This window comes from Paenibacillus sp. 32O-W (genome assembly GCF_007679495.1).
Classification (GTDB): domain Bacteria; phylum Bacillota; class Bacilli; order Paenibacillales; family NBRC-103111; genus Paenibacillus_L; species Paenibacillus_L residui.
The window spans coordinates 27320-43811 of the sequence record NZ_VEGP01000046.1 but is presented as its reverse complement, the minus strand read 5'-3'; the positions used below and the strand labels follow the sequence as shown (position 1 = coordinate 43811).

At 49.3% G+C, this 16492-nt stretch carries 12 protein-coding genes and 1 riboswitch; of the genes, 11 read left to right on the top strand and 1 reads right to left on the bottom strand.

Annotated elements, in window-relative coordinates:
• Positions 1–372: 372 nt before the first annotated feature.
• Positions 373–1506 carry a response regulator gene (locus tag FS806_RS17340; RefSeq protein ID WP_144939141.1) on the top strand — a complete coding sequence of 378 codons (1134 nt, stop codon included), beginning with the start codon at positions 373–375 and terminating at the stop codon, positions 1504–1506.
• A 90-nt stretch (positions 1507–1596) separates the two neighbouring features.
• Complete coding sequence (locus tag FS806_RS17335; protein ID WP_144939139.1) at positions 1597–2160, top strand: beta-class carbonic anhydrase; 564 nt, start codon at positions 1597–1599, stop codon at positions 2158–2160.
• 118 nt (positions 2161–2278) lie between these two features.
• On the opposite strand, the gene FS806_RS17330 is transcribed toward FS806_RS17335, so the two are convergent.
• On the bottom strand, positions 2279–3118 hold the full coding sequence (locus FS806_RS17330) for a helix-turn-helix domain-containing protein (RefSeq protein WP_144939137.1): 840 nt from the start codon (positions 3116–3118) through the stop codon (positions 2279–2281).
• Positions 3119–3300: 182 nt separating this feature from the next.
• Here FS806_RS17330 and FS806_RS17325 point away from each other — a divergent pair, with 182 nt between their 5' ends.
• The 9 genes from FS806_RS17325 to FS806_RS17285 all read left to right on the top strand — a co-directional run bounded on the left by FS806_RS17325 (position 3301) and on the right by FS806_RS17285 (position 15931).
• Positions 3301–3750: an SRPBCC family protein gene (locus FS806_RS17325; RefSeq protein WP_144939153.1), complete on the top strand. Its 450-nt coding sequence runs from the start codon at positions 3301–3303 to the stop codon at positions 3748–3750.
• Positions 3751–3879: 129 nt separating this feature from the next.
• Positions 3880–4506, top strand: a complete 627-nt coding sequence (gene rnhA / locus FS806_RS17320) for a ribonuclease H (protein ID WP_144939135.1) — start codon at positions 3880–3882, stop codon at positions 4504–4506.
• Between the two features lie 196 nt (positions 4507–4702).
• Positions 4703–5857 carry a GntR family transcriptional regulator gene (locus FS806_RS17315; RefSeq protein ID WP_260982142.1) on the top strand — a complete coding sequence of 385 codons (1155 nt, stop codon included), beginning with the start codon at positions 4703–4705 and terminating at the stop codon, positions 5855–5857.
• A 353-nt stretch (positions 5858–6210) separates the two neighbouring features.
• Positions 6211–7542, top strand: coding sequence for an ABC transporter substrate-binding protein (locus FS806_RS17310; RefSeq protein ID WP_186328406.1), 1332 nt, complete (start codon positions 6211–6213; stop codon positions 7540–7542).
• 121 nt (positions 7543–7663) lie between these two features.
• Positions 7664–8725, top strand: a complete 1062-nt coding sequence (locus FS806_RS17305; protein WP_260982141.1) for a glycoside hydrolase family 76 protein — start codon at positions 7664–7666, stop codon at positions 8723–8725.
• Between the two features lie 254 nt (positions 8726–8979).
• Complete coding sequence (locus tag FS806_RS17300) at positions 8980–9828, top strand: AraC family transcriptional regulator (protein ID WP_144939131.1); 849 nt, start codon at positions 8980–8982, stop codon at positions 9826–9828.
• A gap of 192 nt (positions 9829–10020) precedes the next feature.
• Positions 10021–13371 carry a X2-like carbohydrate binding domain-containing protein gene (locus tag FS806_RS17295; RefSeq protein WP_144939129.1) on the top strand — a complete coding sequence of 1117 codons (3351 nt, stop codon included), beginning with the start codon at positions 10021–10023 and terminating at the stop codon, positions 13369–13371.
• Positions 13372–13882: 511 nt separating this feature from the next.
• Positions 13883–14629: a VCBS repeat-containing protein gene (locus tag FS806_RS17290; RefSeq protein WP_260982140.1), complete on the top strand. Its 747-nt coding sequence runs from the start codon at positions 13883–13885 to the stop codon at positions 14627–14629.
• 168 nt (positions 14630–14797) lie between these two features.
• Positions 14798–15931 (top strand): ATP-binding protein, encoded by a 1134-nt coding sequence (locus FS806_RS17285; RefSeq protein ID WP_144939127.1) that lies wholly within the window; start codon positions 14798–14800, stop codon positions 15929–15931.
• Positions 15932–16335: 404 nt separating this feature from the next.
• Positions 16336–16423, top strand: a riboswitch (cyclic di-GMP riboswitch).
• The last annotated feature ends 69 nt before the right edge of the window (positions 16424–16492 follow it).

The window sequence follows — 16492 nt, the reverse complement described above, 5'->3', positions numbered from 1 at the left end:
CAGGCTAGCGTCTTTAGGCGCAGTTTGGCAACAAGGGGTTATACCCCAAGAGCAAACCACCCGTTTGACGGGTGGTTATGATTCTATAGGCCCCTTCAGCTGCGTTATGCAATGAAAACAAGTTCTCTGGGGCAGGCCTCCAGGATAGGCTTTCCGGCAGACATCATTCCGGTCATTTTGATATACCATAGCGATGCCGCTTCCCAATAAAGTCCAGAAAGAGTTCAAATCTCCCTTCTTGTCATTAAGTCAGGGATAATGTAACAATAAGATTAACTAGATATGCAGACAGCACGAAGGCGACTCACAAGCAGCTGACGATGTTCGATATAACCAGACAGGTATAGTCCGATTCCCCAAGGAGGAAAAGCTGTGAAAACGGTTATTGTAGATGACGAGCACTTGGCTCTCAGAAGGATGGAGAAATTATTGCAAGAAGAAGGGGGGAGCCGGCCGGCGCTTGAACTGGTAGGCTTCTTTCAGGACCCTCATCTGGCGCTGGAGCTGGTGAAACGCGAAAAGATAGATCTGGTCTTCCTGGATATCGAAATGCCGGAAATCGGCGGCATGGAATTGGCGGAGCGTTTATTAGAGATACAACCGCATCTCCACATCGTTTTTGTTACGGCGTACAATGATTTTGCCGTAGAAGCGTTTGAACTGAACGCACTCGATTATCTGCTTAAACCCGTTCAACGCGATAGGATCATAAAGACACTCCAGCGGTTAAATCACTCGGAAGCGAAAGGCATGTCCGACATGACGGATAAGAAGCCCATGCTTTGTTGTCTGTCCGGTCTTCATTATCTGGATGATCATCAAGCGGCTCAGTCTTTCCAATGGAGGACATTGAAGGCGCAGGAGCTGTTCGCGTATTTGATCCATCACCGCGGTCAAACCGTGCGCAAGGAAGTCATTATGGATTTGTTATGGCCGGACTATGATATGGACAAGGCATCGGCGCTCCTGCATACGACCATCTATCAAATTCGAAGGGTGATCAAGCAGAAGGGGCTCGGCATTAAAGTCACCTATAAGGACGAAGGGTATCGGATAGAATTGGACGGCATGAAGCTGGATGTGGAGGAATGGGAGAAGGGCGTACAGACGACTTCCGCAGTGACTCCCGAAACGATCAGGCAGCATCGGGAACTGTTGATTTTATATCGCGGCGACTACCTGGAGGAGCACCAATACTGGTGGTCGGAAGGGGAACAGGAGCGCATCCGCTTAATATGGTTGGACCACGCCAAGCAAGTGGCCGAATACTTAATGCAGGAAGAGCAATATTCAGAGGCAGTGCCGCTGTATCAAAAAATCCAGGAGAAATTCCCATACACCGAGGATGGGTATTTCGGGCTTATGAAAATTTATGCAAACATAGGTGATTATAGCGGGGTGAAAAATCAATATCAGCTTCTTGTGGAAAATATGAAGGAAGAATTGGGTGTTGAGCCGAGTGAGGAGGTCAATGATTGGTATCAGCAATGGAGACACTGTATTTAAGCATAGGGCTTATTACCAATAAAATGAATTGACGCCCCCGGTACAACTGTAGAATAATAGATTAGAAGACATCATGTAGGAGGTCATAATATGTCTATCATTCCAAGCTTACTCGAGTTTAACAAAAAATTTGTCGAAGAGAAGCAGTATGAGTCTTATATGACGAATAAATTCCCCGATAAAAAAGTAGCTATTCTTACATGTATGGATACGCGGCTTGTGGAATTGCTTCCGAAGGCGCTGGGACTGAAAAACGGGGATGCGAAATTCATCAAAAATGCGGGCGCCATCCTAACACAGCCGTTCGGCAGCGCCATGAGAAGCATACTGGTGGCTGTTTATGAATTGGGTGCGCGTGAGGTTCTGGTCATCGGCCATCACGGCTGCGGCATGACGAATCTGGACACGCAGGGGATGGTCAATAAGTTTATCGAGAACGGTATTGATCCTGCGGTGATCAGCACATTAGAGAACTCCGGGATTCGTATGGAGAAGTTTCTGCGCGGATTCTCCAATGCGCAGGAAGGGGTTATGCAAAGCGTGAAGATGATCCGTAATCATCCGTTATTTCCCAAGGCGGTTCCCGTTCATGGATTCGTTATTGACCCGGTCACCGGGAAACTGGAAGTCCTCGTGGAGGATTACAGGGAATAGCGTAGTATCAAAGAAAAATAGTGCAGCACAGAGATGGGACGCCGGCGGGCGTTCTTTTTTTGGTCGCGAACCAAGGAACCGTCCGAAATGCATGGACGGTTCCTTGGTTTATTCCTTCCTAATTCTGCATCGTCTCCTTGGATGCGGTCAGAAATTCCTCCGGAGTTTTCCCGATAATCGATCTAAAGTCTCTAATAAAATGCGATTGATCATAGTAACCGAGCTTCAAAGACAAATCGAGCCAATCCGGGGCCCGGCCTTGGTCCATCGTTTCGGCCGCATTCTGCAGGCGATAAAGCTTAATGACCCATTTCGGGCTCACTCCGACGTATTGCCCGAACATGCGCTGAAGCTTCCGGATATTGATCTGAAAGCCATCGCAGACCTGGTCTACCTTCGTAATGCCGCGATCAGCCTGAATCCGGTCGATGATTTGATTAATTCGGACGACCTTCTCATCCCTGTCCGGAAGGTTCCGGCGGATCAAGGCTTCGGCCAGCTCCACCATCTTCTCGGGGCTATCCTGGCTTAAGATTTGCTCCTCGAATGATTCGGTCTCCACATTAAAAATGCTTTCCAGGCGAATGAAACGGCCGGTTAATCTGGAGATGGGCCGCTTGGCAAAAGGATAGAACCCGCCCGGTTTAAATTTCACACCAAACACCATATCTTTCCCTTCGAGCAGCCGCGAAAATTTATGTTTGGCAGCCCCATAAATCAAAGTCCGGTTCTTTTCAACCACCATATTCACACACGGATTGGGGACGACCTGCTGCAGGTAAGGGGGTTGTCCGCTTAAATCCCAGCGAACCATCCAGAAGTGCTTGACGAAATAGCCGATATCCTCCGAGGGGGGATAACGGGTGAGTTCGAAGAACCGCTTGGTGCCCTCTCTGAAATTCAACACCCCGAGGCTGGGTCTTACTGTGTCCGGGTTGGAACTTTGGTTGGAATTCATATGAATCACTCCTGCCTGGCCGATGGTTCGGCAGAATTCGGTAATGGACAAGGCAGACACTCTGTCATAAGGGGCTGTCGCGTTTTTACAATACAAGCCTTGTCGGACAAGTTACTATTATTATAGTAGCACAGCTGCAAAGCTGTTCAAATGATCAACTATTTAATAAGGAGTGACAGATGATGGATTTGAAATACGAATTTTATATCGGAGCAGCCCCGGAGCAGGTGTGGGATGCGTTCGTTTCCCCGGAGGGGACCCGCCAAACCTTCTTTGGGTGTGTCATCCGGTCCACTTTCCGGCCTGGAGATCCTTATGAGTATGTAGGTCCGGGCAATGACGGGGAGGAAACGGTCCATGTATATGGCAGCATACTGGCCTATGAACCGTATAAAGTGCTCAGCTATACCGAGCATCCCGGCCCATCCTACCATTCCAACCACGCAGAGCTGGAAACGAGGGTAACTTTCACACTGGAACCGGTGGGCGGCTGCACGAAGCTGACGTTGGTCAACGATCAATGGAAGGCCGACCATCCGTCTTATGAGAATGCCAAAGGACATTGGTGGATGATCTTGAGCAATATAAAGACGTTGGCGGAAACCGGCAAAACGTTGGACTTCGGATGGTAAATAACCAGGATTTGCCGCGATTAAATAAAACCGATCCTTGTTGAAGGATTGGTTTTTTTGACGTCTTGTCCTTCTGTATGTAAATATAGAGACTAGGCAATGATGTATGCGGAAGAGAGGGACTAGAAGATGGCGAAGCAAAAGTACTATGTCGTATGGGTCGGCCATAAGCCGGGAATCTATACGAGTTGGCCGGAATGCAAAGAGCAGGTGGACGGACGCAAAGATGCGAAATATAAATCCTTCTCCTCCAAGGCGGAGGCGGAGCAGGCCTATCGGGAAGGCTGGACGAAGCATTGGGGTCAAGGGGCCGCTGCGAAGCAGACCGCTGCAGCCCCGTCTCAGGCCGAGATTGATTATGACAGTATCTCGGTAGATGTAGGGACGAGAGGCAACCCGGGACCGATTGAATACAGGGGAGTCTATACGAAAACGGGAGAGGTTCTGTTCTCCCACGGCCCCATCCCTAATGGGACGAATAATTTGGGCGAGTTTCTGGCGATTGTCCATTCCTTGGCGTATCTGAAAAACAAGGGCAGCTCGCAGACGGTCTATAGCGATTCGAGAACCGCTCTGAAATGGGTGAGGGAGAAGAAAGTCGCTACGACTCTGGAGCGCAATGAAGCGACGAAGGAAGTATGGGATTTGGTGGACAGGGCGCTGGCGTGGCTGCAGAACAACAGCTATGACAACAAGGTGTTGAAATGGGAGACCGAGAAGTGGGGAGAGATCAAAGCCGACTACGGCCGAAAGTAAAAAGGTTAGACGGCCGACATATACGGATTGTCGGCCGCAGTTTTAACCGAAAATCTTAGCGCTTTTCAGAAAAGGGCATGCCGTAACGGATGTCTTTTTTTTCACTAAAATAAAAGAAGGTATAAGGAAGGATTTCCCAAATATATATAACATGATATAACATTTACATACGAAGGAATAGAGGATGTGATACAGGGTGCTATCCGATCAAGACTCCAAGCCGATGTATGAGAAAATCTTCGAAATCCTGGTTCAAGATATTAGAAACGGCAAGTACCGGAGAGGACAGCGGATCCCTTCGGAGATGGAGCTGGCCGAGAAATATAACGTGAGCCGGATCACGAGCCGGAAGTCGCTGGAGATGATTGCAAGCCAGGGACTAATTGCCCGCAAGCCCGGCAAGGGGTCTTTCGTCGTCGATGCTACGGAGCAGGCGCCTGATGATCAAGCCTCCTCATACATGCCGGTTAGGCGTACCGATGAGCCCGTGCTGGGGTTGATCATGACGGATTTCGGCGAGAGCTATGGGATCGATCTTCTCCGCGGGATAGAGAGCGCCGCCGAACAGCACGGCGCCTTCCTGCTGCTGCGGCGTTCTTTCGGCAAGCCGGAGCGGGAAGAAAGGGCGATTCGGGAATTTACGGAACTAGGAGCGAACGGATTTATTATTTTTCCTGGCCACGGCCGATATATCAACACGGAAATTCTGAAGCTGGTGATTAACAAAATCCCGCTAGTATTGATCGACCGTTATCTGAAAGGAGTGGAGGCCGCATCGATCAGCACGGATCATGCGGCCGCCGCCAGAGAGGGGGCGAAGCACCTGCTGGAATGGGGGCATCGAAGGATCGGCCTGCTCTCTCCGCCGCCCGTCGACACTTCGGCAACGGAGGAACGGATGGAAGGGTTCGTTCAGGCCCATGCGGAGCAAGGAGTCGCCATCGAGAAGAACTATTGGCTGAATGATATTACATCTACGCTTCCGGGTTCTTTTACCAAGGAAAATATAGAGCGGGATATCGACAAAATAAAAAACCATCTTCGGCAGCATCCGGACATGACGGCCATATTTGCAACGGAGTACAATATTGCTTTATTGGCCAAAGCGGCCATCGGGCAACTGGGCTTGACCGTACCCGGGGATATTTCCGTCGTATGCTTCGACTGCCCTCCTTCCAACCCGGGCAGCGGTTATTGGTTCACCCACTTGCTTCAGCAGCAAGAAGAGATGGGAAGGCGGGCGGTAGAAACGGTTTTAAGGCTCCGGATGGGAGAGCCGGTCGATATGACCGTTCGGCTGGCGGCCAAGCTGGTGCAGGGAGAATCAACGGCCGCAGCGAATAAAAAATAGTTCATTCCCAGTTATTTATGCAATTGATATAACATATATTGTATTGATATTGATATGCCGGAAAGCTGACATTCTCATAGTTCGGCTCCGGCCAGCCGGAGCGCCCGCGGTTCATCCCATCGGTCATCCCTTGCTGCTTTTCATCGTTTATTTTCACCGCTTTCTTTTCATAATCCTGGTTATGACGAATGGCGCACACTTCGCCGCTCCGAACCAAGGTAAGTAAAAAGAAAAGTAGTATGCGCTTTCATCATTAAGGGCGTTCGATTTTGTCACCGGAGCCGCTTCTGCAGCTTGCTGGCGGCCGCTTATTCCTCGGCGATGATTCAACAATGAAGTGGGAGGATGTGAACATGAAGACGATGAGAAGGCTTGGGATGGTAATTATGTTGCTGATGACCGTGGTATTATTAGGGGCCTGTACCGGAACGGAACCGGTTAACGAGGGGCAGCCTGACCAGAAGCAGGAACCGACGCAGACGGACGGGGCAAGGGCGGCGGAACAGGAACAGCAGGAGCCGGTCACCTTGAAAGTAGCTACCTTATGGCCGGAGGACATGTTTAACGAGAGGATCAAAAAGATCGTCGAGGAGAAATACCCTTATATGACTATAGAATTGCTGCACGTGAACAACTTTGACCGCAGCAAGCTGGAGGAGTTGTTCAGCCTGGGAGAAACACCGGATATTTTCTTTACCCTGTCACAAGATGTTATGGAGTATCTGGAGCTGGACTTCGACCTGACGGAACCGCTGGCTGAGAACGGATATGATTTGAGCCATATTCAACCGACGCTGCTGGATACGATCCGGGCACGCGATAAACAAGGCAGGCTGTTGGGGCTGCCCTATGAAACCTCTTACTATGTGTTGATGTATAACAAGGATATTTTTGATCAATTTGGAGAGCCCTATCCTTCGGATGACCTGACCTGGGACGATGCCGTCCGGTTGGCGCAGCGATTAACCAAGACGGAGAACGGGGTTCAGTATCGCGGCCTTGATTTTCGTGACCGGGATGTGCCTCTCTGGCAATTTTCCGTCAATGCGACCGATCCGGACACCGGCGAGGTTCTTATTCTGGAACGGCCGGAGTATCGCCGTTTTCTGGAGCTGTACAAGAAAATCATCGATATTCCCGGGAACTATGACGAAACCTTCTTTAATGCCAACGACCGGTTTACAGGAGACCGGACCACCGCGATGCTGATCACGAATGCCCAAGGACTGAATTGGTGGGGAAATGCCGAAGGGCTCAACTTCGATGTGGCCTCACTGCCGACGTGGCCGGATCAACCGGGCATTACCCATCGTTTGGATTTTCACTCCTTCCATGTCAATCCTAACAGCAAGCATATAGAAGAAGCGCTGCGTGTCATTTATTATTTGACAACCCCCGAGGTTCAGGAGTGGACGGCCCGCAACGGAATCGGTCCCATTACTCAGGATACCTCCGTTCAGGAGAAGTTTTTCTATGACAACGAAAGTACCCATGGAAAGAATATAACGGCTATTTTTAAGCATAAGCCTGCCCCTGTTCCTGAGCGAATCAGCTTATGGGACCGGTTTGTAGAGTTGGATGTCGGGAAATTTGCGGAGTCCGGCATGGATGCCTCCGAATTCTTGCGTGTAGTTAAAGAGGAAGCTGAAATCCGGATTAAAGAAGAAAGAAGCAAATCGGAGTAGGAAGAGTAGCCGCTTGCCCACCGGCAGAATGGGCCGCAGGAGGGATTGCATGCGGAGGAGGAGCGGGATATTAATTGGCCTGTGCGCGTTACTCATCTTCATTGGGGGAGGGAATTTGTTTATGGCGGAAAAGAAAAAGGAAGAGGAAACGATGCAGGAATCTGTATGGGCCTCGAGGGCAGAGCAGGCACACAAGGCATTGGATTCATCCTACTGGAACCGGCAGACCGGATTGTATGACACCCAATTTCCCTGTCACGATTGTAATCGGCAGTTCCATTATTGGTGGCAGGCTCATGCGATCGATGCTCTTGTGGACGGATATGAAAGAGCAGGAGATGCTGCATATTTGCGCCAGGCGGATGAACTATTCGGAGGGGTCATTCGGAAGAGGGGCGGGATAACGATCGATTATTATGACGACATGCTGTGGATGGCGCTGGCCCTGCTCCGGCTTTATGACCATACCGAAGAAGAAAAATACAAGAATGCCGTACAAATCTTGTGGAAGGACATTCAAGGCGGCTGGAATGAAGAGATGGGAGGAGGCTTTGCATGGCGCAAATCGCAGCCGGACTATAAAAATACTCCGTCCAACGCCCCGGCCGTCATTCTGGCCGCCCGATTATACCAGAGGTGGGGGCAGGAAGAGGATCTGAACCGGGCCAATCAAACGTATGATTGGCTGCGGAGCCATATGGTAGATCCGCAGACAGGCATTGTCTGGGATGGCATGAATCGCACCGGGGATGGGAGAATCGACAAGGATTGGATCTTCTCCTATAACCAAGGGACCTATATAGGCGCCTCGGTAGAGCTGTACCGGATCACTAAGGAGCGAAGCTTTCTGGATTCGGCCATACGAACGGCAGAGGAGGCCATGCGAAGATTAACGGACTCTTCTTCCATGCTCTTGCGCGATGAGGGAACCGGGGACGGAGGGTTGTTTAAAGGGATTTTTATTCGTTATTTGGCGGAATTGGCAGCAGCCGATCCTGCGCAGGAAGCGTTGACGCCGTTCATCTTGCATCATGCGGAACAGGCGTGGGAGCATGCGCAAGAGGGGGAGCGTATCTTATTCGGGACCTATTGGGGACTTCCACCTGTCTTACCGCTGGATCTCAGTGCCCAGTTAAGCGGCGTCATGCTCTTGGAGAAAGCGGCTGCTATTCAATCGGAGTAAGGCAGTTTACCCGTAGGAACTGTTGGGTAAAGACACCGGTCAGGTGTCTTTTCTTCAAACTATAGTACAAGTTTCACCTTACATATTTCATTGTTGGCAAACGCGCCTGTCCAAAGAACGGCGATAGCCGTTTAATGATATTTCATCGAGAGACGGTACCTTCTTGCACAACGACGGTGACAGCCGTTTCTTCTTCGGGGTCCGGTATGGACGAGCAGAGGCTAGAACGATCTGAATAGGAAGGTGAATGGATAATGGAAAAGGACAAGAAGCAGTGGCTTAACGATTATCTTTCCAAGCTGCGGATTGAATTGCTTCATGCGAAGCTTTCTGTTTGCGGTCGTGATTGGAAGCGTTTTAATTATGCTCCGTCCTATAACAAACTGTACTATATCTGCGACGGCGAGGGCTGGATTCAGTTCGGGAATGAGCAGTACACTCCCCGGCCGGGGGAACTGATGTTTATCCCGGGGGGAGTCCTGCAGTCGTTTTCCGTGACGGAAGGCACCCCTTATACGATGTATTGGTGCCATTTCCGATCGAATATCCAGTTTGTGCATTTATTTAATCTGTTCGACCTTCCGAAAGTTGTAAAGACGGATCCTTCTGCAGGGCTGCAGCAGCATTTCCGGCAGTTATCCGATCATCGTGCCAACGGCGGTCCGGCCACTACCCTCAAAATATACTCCGCACTGTTTGCAATCATCGCGTATTTTATCGATCAAGCTTATGAGGAGAAGGACGATACCCCTCAGATGATGTCCGTTCGAAAGCTGCTGGATACGATTCACTATATCGATACCCATTTGACTCAGGAACTGACGATAGAAGAATTGGCACAGACCGCCCACTTCCACCCCAACTATTTTATTCGGTTTTTCAAGAAGCATTTGGGGATGCCGCCGAAGCGCTACATTTATGAAAGAAGGCTGGAGGAAGCGAAGCATTTGCTGGCCTTTACCGACCTTGCGGTGAATGAAGTCGCCTGCCGGGCGGGATTTAACGACGGCTCTTATTTTTCGGCGGCGTTCAAGAAGAGTGTCGGTTTCTCTCCCTCGGAATATAGAAACCGGGTGAGTATTGACGAGCGGACAAACCCGTAAGTCGGGTATGAACAAGTTAATTTAACAACAAAAAAGGTTAGGATAGCTAATTTATCCGTGCGGGAATGCGCCATACAATGGAGGAGAAGAAAGACGGCATTCACTTTGGACGGGGAAAGGAGGACGATTCATAACGGTTTGGAAAAACCGTTGAACGGAGGTACATTACCGAAAGAGGAGAGGTGGGATCTTATGAAAGACAAGCTGTGGTTAAAGGGTCTGGTTCTGTTTACGGCATTGTGCGCTATTTTTGTGGTTAGCGGTCCAGGCGAATCCGCCCTGGCGAAGGATCATGCGGCGGTTCGTTTCTTTGTAGCCAAGGATGGAAATGACGCCAACGACGGCTCTATCGGTCATCCGTTTGCGACTCTGGAGAAAGCCCGGGATGCGGTTCGCGCCTTGAAGAGCGGAGAGGGACTTCCTGCAGGAGGGGTTGAAATTGTTATCCGGGAGGGGGTCTATCGTTTCACGCATACCTTCCAATTGGATGAGCGCGATTCGGGAGCTTCGGGAGCGCCGATCGTATACAAAGCGTATGAAGGAGAGAAGGTGTTCTTCACCGGAGGGGATACCCTGGATGCGGCCCGGTTCAAGCCGGTAACGGATGCGGCCGTATTGGAGCGAATTCCGCAAGGAGCGAGAGAGCATGTCCTTCAGTTGGACCTACAGTCTATCGGTATAACCGATTATGGTGTTCTGGGGGACAATCTGGATGTGGCTCCGGAGCTGTTTATTAACGGAAATGTGATGAGGCTGGCCCGCTGGCCCAACCATGGATTTACCCAGGTAGATCAGGTGCTGGTTAAACCGGATGAAGCTAACCCGGGCTATACGTTTACCTATAAAGATCAAATTCCTAATCCCTGGATTAATAATAGTGACGTATGGATGCTCGGTTATTGGGGAAATGACTGGTTCGCCAATGACCTGCATATCAAATCGATAGATTTCGACCGGAAGACGATTGAAACCGATAACACCTCGAGCTATGCCATGAAAGCAGATCAGCGGTTTTATTTTTATAATATTCTGGAACTGCTGGACGCGCCCGGAGAATGGTATTTGGACAGGGAAACGGGCATTTTGTATCTTTATCCGCCCACCCCGCTGGGAGAAGGGAAAGTTCAGCTCTCGCTTATGAAAGACAGTTTAATTCGGATGGACCAAACGTCGAATATCGTCTTTAGCGGACTGAATATGGAAGTGAGCCGTGGCAACGGCATTGAGATCACCGGAGGAGAAAACAATCGTATCGAATATAGCGAAATCAGCAAAATGGGCGGGTACGCCGTCAGAGTTTATGGAGGAAAGAATAACGGCGTATATGGCAGCTTGATTTACAGCATGGGGAACGGCGGAATCCGCTTGGACGGGGGCGATTTCGAGACGTTGACGCCTGCTGAGAATTATGCGGTCAACAATGACATCTCGAATTATTCGCGAATCAAGCTGACGTATACCCCTGCCGTAGAGTTGAACGGCGTCGGCAATCGTGTGGCTTATAACAACCTGCATAATGCCCCTCACTTTGCGATTCAATTCCGGGGCAACGACCATGTCATCGAATATAATGATATCTTTGATGTGGTCAAAGAAACGGCCGATGCGTCCGCCATCTATTCCGGCAGAAGCTTCGTATGGCGGGGCAACATCATTCGCTATAATTATTTTCACGACATGGTGGCCAGCCAATTGCGGGTTTCCACGGCAGCCATTTATCTCGATGATTACATGAGCGGCGTGGAGATGCGCGGTAACGTGTTTCATAATATCGGCAAGCAGGCCTTCAAGCTGGCTAACGGACGGGAGAACGTAGTGGAAAACAATATCGTTCTCGACAGCGGGACCTTCATTGCCTTCATGAACCGGGGCTATAAGCCGGGCGAGAAAAATTACGAATCCTTAATGAGCAAATTCAATCAGGTTCCTTACCAAGGGGAAATCTGGAGCGCGAGATATCCGACCCTTCCCAATATATTGGAGGACGATCCTCTGCTTCCCAAGCGAAATGTCGTCCGCAACAATGTATATGTGAATACGGGTGATATCACCGGCGACAGCCGGAATATGGAGATGGGAACGTTCGAGAATAATATCGCCTATGCGGATAAAGAAGGACTGGGCTTTGTGGATCCGGCTAACGGTAATTTCGGATTGCGGGACGATTCTCCGATCTATGCACAGTTACCGGAATTCGAGAAGATCCCGTTTGACGAAATCGGGGTGATTGGGGACGGTCTGCCTCCCGCCCACGCGGAAATAAGCACCCCCTTTGTGGAGTACCCGCAAAATAACGGTGATCAGACCATCCGCATGAGACTTTACGGGCACAATCTCGTTTCGATAGCTAACGGAACGCATAAGCTGACCGAAGGGCGGGATTATATCGTAAGCGGAGAGACGGCTGTGCTGACGAAAGCTTACTTGAGTTCTCTGCCTGTCGGGGAATATGCGTTGAAATTCTCCTACTCTCAAGGCAATGATGCTTTCCTGAGCCTCAGTGTCATGCCGCCGAAGAAGGCGGAGCTGGAAGTATCGGCCATTATCTATCCCCGGAATTCGGGAGACCGTGTGATTCCAATGAAGTTAAACGGAAATACACTTATCGCTATTCAAGGAGAGAATGGTGAATTAACCGAAGGGATCGATTACATCGACAATGGCCCGGCGGTGACCTTAAAGCAGGAATACTTGGCGTCGCTTCCGCTCGGCCTGCATACGCTCACTTTTGAATTCAGCTCCGGCAGCGTTGAACTGACTGTGGAAATCCGCAATGAGAATCTTGCAGCGAACCGAAGCTATTTTGCCTCTTCTGTGTGGAACGAAAGTTATGGGGCAGCGAAGGCATTCGATTCGAATGCCGGTTCCCGCTGGTCGGCAGGGCGAGGGGAAACCGCCGATCAATTTCTGGGCATAGACTTCGGGGAAGACGTGACTTATAACATGGTCATCATTAAGGAGATCGATTATCCTCGGGTTAATTCCTATGTGCTGCAGTATTCCGAGGACGGCATCAATTATATCGATATTCCCGGCACCGAGGGGACCACCATCGGCCAGAGCAAGACGATCGAATTCGCCCCGGTGACTTCGTCCTATTTCAGACTGTGGATGAATTCTACCACGGAGAAAGAGCCGACGATTAATGAAATAGAAATCTATCATTCGGTACAGCCGCCCGAGCCGGAAATATTGGAAGCTTCGGTCGAGATCCATCCGCGCACTTTGAACCTGAAAAGCCAGGGAGGGGCGAATTCCATGACGGTGTACGTAGAATTGCCGTCTTCCCATGAAGTGTCCATGATTGATCCGTCCTCTGTCAGTCTGAACATAGGAGGAGTCAGCATCGCGGCGCAAGCCCACCCAATTGAAATTGGAGACAGGGACCGGAATGGAGTCCGGGATCTGATGCTCAAGTTCGACCGGCAGAAAGTGATCGCCACGCTGGGAGAGACAGAAGGGGAAGCGGAGATGGTGCTGAACGGTCAACTGCAGGACGGCACACGCTTTACAGGCCGTGATACGATCCGGGTTAAGAAATGAATAATCGAAACGGACTCTCGCTTGGCGGGGGTCCGTTTTTTTCTCCTTAAAGAACTTAAAGATACCTATGTGGTAATCCAGGTATTAGAGATTGCTTTTTCATGCCAATAAGATAGCTTCGGAAATTAAAAGCCTGCAATTCTGCATGCTTTTGGTCGGTTGACTCCGTGTCCAGTAACAAGCCTGCAAAAATACATCTTTTTTCTTGTTCCAGGGGTGAGCGGGTGATTTGAGACCGAAATGGATGTATTATCGCAGGCATTTCTCTGGGTACTCTAAAATCGACTCAAAATTGATGTATAATCGCAGGAATTCGTATCCGCATGGATCGATAAGCCCGCGTTATGGCCCGAAGCTTGTGCTCGGCAACCTAACAGAGTCGGGCATCTAAACCTTCCGTTCCAATTACGACCCTCCCTCTGCTATGCTTTGAGAGCTTCCGCCTTGTGCACATCGCCCATAGACTCGTCATAAACTAACTTACAGAGAACTCACCGGAGGAGTGAATCCGATGTACGGTTATGCTAACGGTTTAGTCTACAGGCGACCGGAGCCCGATCCGACCGCTGCCATGCGGATATTGGATCAGAAGGTCGGGGACGTCAATGGGGATCATGTGCCCGATAGAATATTTTTGGCGGGCGGCAAAAGCCCGGATAGTCCGTTTATCCGGCATATTACACTGCTCATTCAAGATGGAAGGACAGGAAGAAGCCGTCCCATTCCTCTCCAGCAGAACGCGGGGTATAACCCTACCCTGGCATTGGCCGATTTTACCGGGGATGGTGTGGAAGACATATTGATCCGCATTGATTCGGGAGGGTCCGGCGCCTTTACCTACGACTATGTGTTTTCTTACGTTAATAATCAGCCCCGCAAATTATTTGATGCCATGGAATACAATGAGCAGTACAAATATGACGTTCAATATCTGGATGGCTACAAGGCGCAGGTGAGGAGCCTGACCCCGCAGCGCACGTACATTATCGATTTGACCTACAAAGGTCGAGAATATTTGTCGGAAATTTACGATGCCAATGGAAAATTGAAAGAACCCATCCGAGGGGATGTCAATCCGCTAAGCGGGCTCTATCCGATAGATATGGAGCGTGACGGGCAAAACGAGCTGATGGCCCTGCAGCGTATTACGGGCAGATATAACGCCGATGGCCTGGGCTATGTCATGAATATATTGAAATGGGAAGGCAGCCGATTCGTTCCTTCTCAGCAGTGGGTTTGGATAACGGGAAAGGACTAGAATTTGTAGGGGATTTATAGGGCTCCGATAGGAGTCTTTTTTGTATCTTATATGGGGCTAAAATCCCTATTTTTGCAGGGTTGGCGGAAATTTTGAATTTTCCCGGGAGGGATGTGCTATAGTTTTCTAGGGGGGAGTTTGACATTCTGGTAAAGCGAGGTATAGAGATTGAAAAATAACCAGTATTCGGGCTTTCTGAATGTTTCTTTCGATTACGGTCTATTTGAAAATCACTTAGATGCTATTTATGTCACGGGCCTCCAAGGCGACATTATTTATGCCAATCCGGCTGCATCCAACCTGTTCTGTTGTCCGAAAGATGAGCTCATGTGCCGCAGCTACAGGGAAGTTATGGTGTCCGGGGAAATGGAAGCCTTTCATTATTACTTTCAAAAAGCAGCTGAAGGGGAAACTAATCAGTTTGAACTGGCTATGAGCGGCAGCGATAGGAACCGTTTAATCCTCCAGGTGATGATGGTACCTAATGAAATAGAGGGTCGGGTAGTTAGTATTGCGGTATACATGAGGGATATTACAGACCGCAAGCTTCTGGAGGAAAGACTGGAGCGCATGGCTCTAGAGCGGACGTTCTCCAACGAGTTAAGCAAAGTGGAGCATTTGCAAACGGTCAGCCAGTTGGCGGCCAGCATTTCCCATGAAGTCCGAAACCCGCTTACGGTAACCAGAGGATTCATTCAATTACTGCGGGATACGGTAGTCAGTGAAGAAAAGAAAGAGCAATATATCAATATAAGCTTGGCCGAATTGGACCGTGCGGAGCATATTATTACGGACTATCTTAATTTCGCCAAGCCTTCTATGCAAAATGCAGAGCTGTTGGAGTTAAACCGCGAGCTGGAATACATTGTCCAAGTTATCCAGCCTTATGCCAGTATGGGGAATATTGGTGTACATACGATCAAAGACGATGAAAAAGATATCTATATTTTGGGACAAGGGAAGAAGTTCCATCAGTCGCTTATTAATATTATCAAAAATGGGATCGAAGCCATGGAGCAGGGTGGGGATCTTACTATCCGTTTAACGGAGAAGGATGACAAAGCGGTCATCGTTATTCAGGATACCGGGAAGGGGATGAGTGCCGAACAAATCCGCATGCTGGGAACCCCTTTCTACACGACCAAAGAACAGGGCACCGGGCTCGGCATGATGGTTTCCTTCAGCATTATTAAAGCTATGGAGGGAGAATGCGAGGTTGAGAGCACACCCGGTAGAGGGACTTGCTTCACAATAACCTTTCCCGCTATCCCGTTTCCCCAAGCTGGTAACGCTTTAAATTAACGTACAAGGCCCTCGATCATCGAGGGCTCCGCGAAGATTTAATGGATAAGTCCCACAAGAGTGGTAATTGTCTTACTTTGGTGCGGTTTAGGCGGCTGGAATAGGTTCCGGTCTATCAAATGCTTTAAGATATAAGGAATCAGTTGGCCGTCAATGGCGTTTAATTCTAACAAACATTGTGCAAAATTTCACACCTTAAAAATCTTAAAAAACTGTCTTGACATCTTGTAGCACCATAATAGATAATTGATCCAATACAAGCGCCTTTACATAAGATGACATTTAAAAAAGATCTTCAAAGGGAAGTAGCTCTTCTGTCGATATGCCAATTCAAGAATAAAATTTGTTCAGATTTTGTTCAGAGTGACTTGGTAAAATGCTAATGCTTGGAAATATTTCGGATCAATCAAATACGGCACACTAATCGAAAGATTAGGTCGCAAAGCCTTGGAGTCTACGAGTCGAAAGACTTATGATCGTCCGGTTGCAATTTAAATTGCAACCGGACTTTTTTATTGGAACTCGACATTCGCTGGTTTACAGGCCCAAGAATTTGATTGA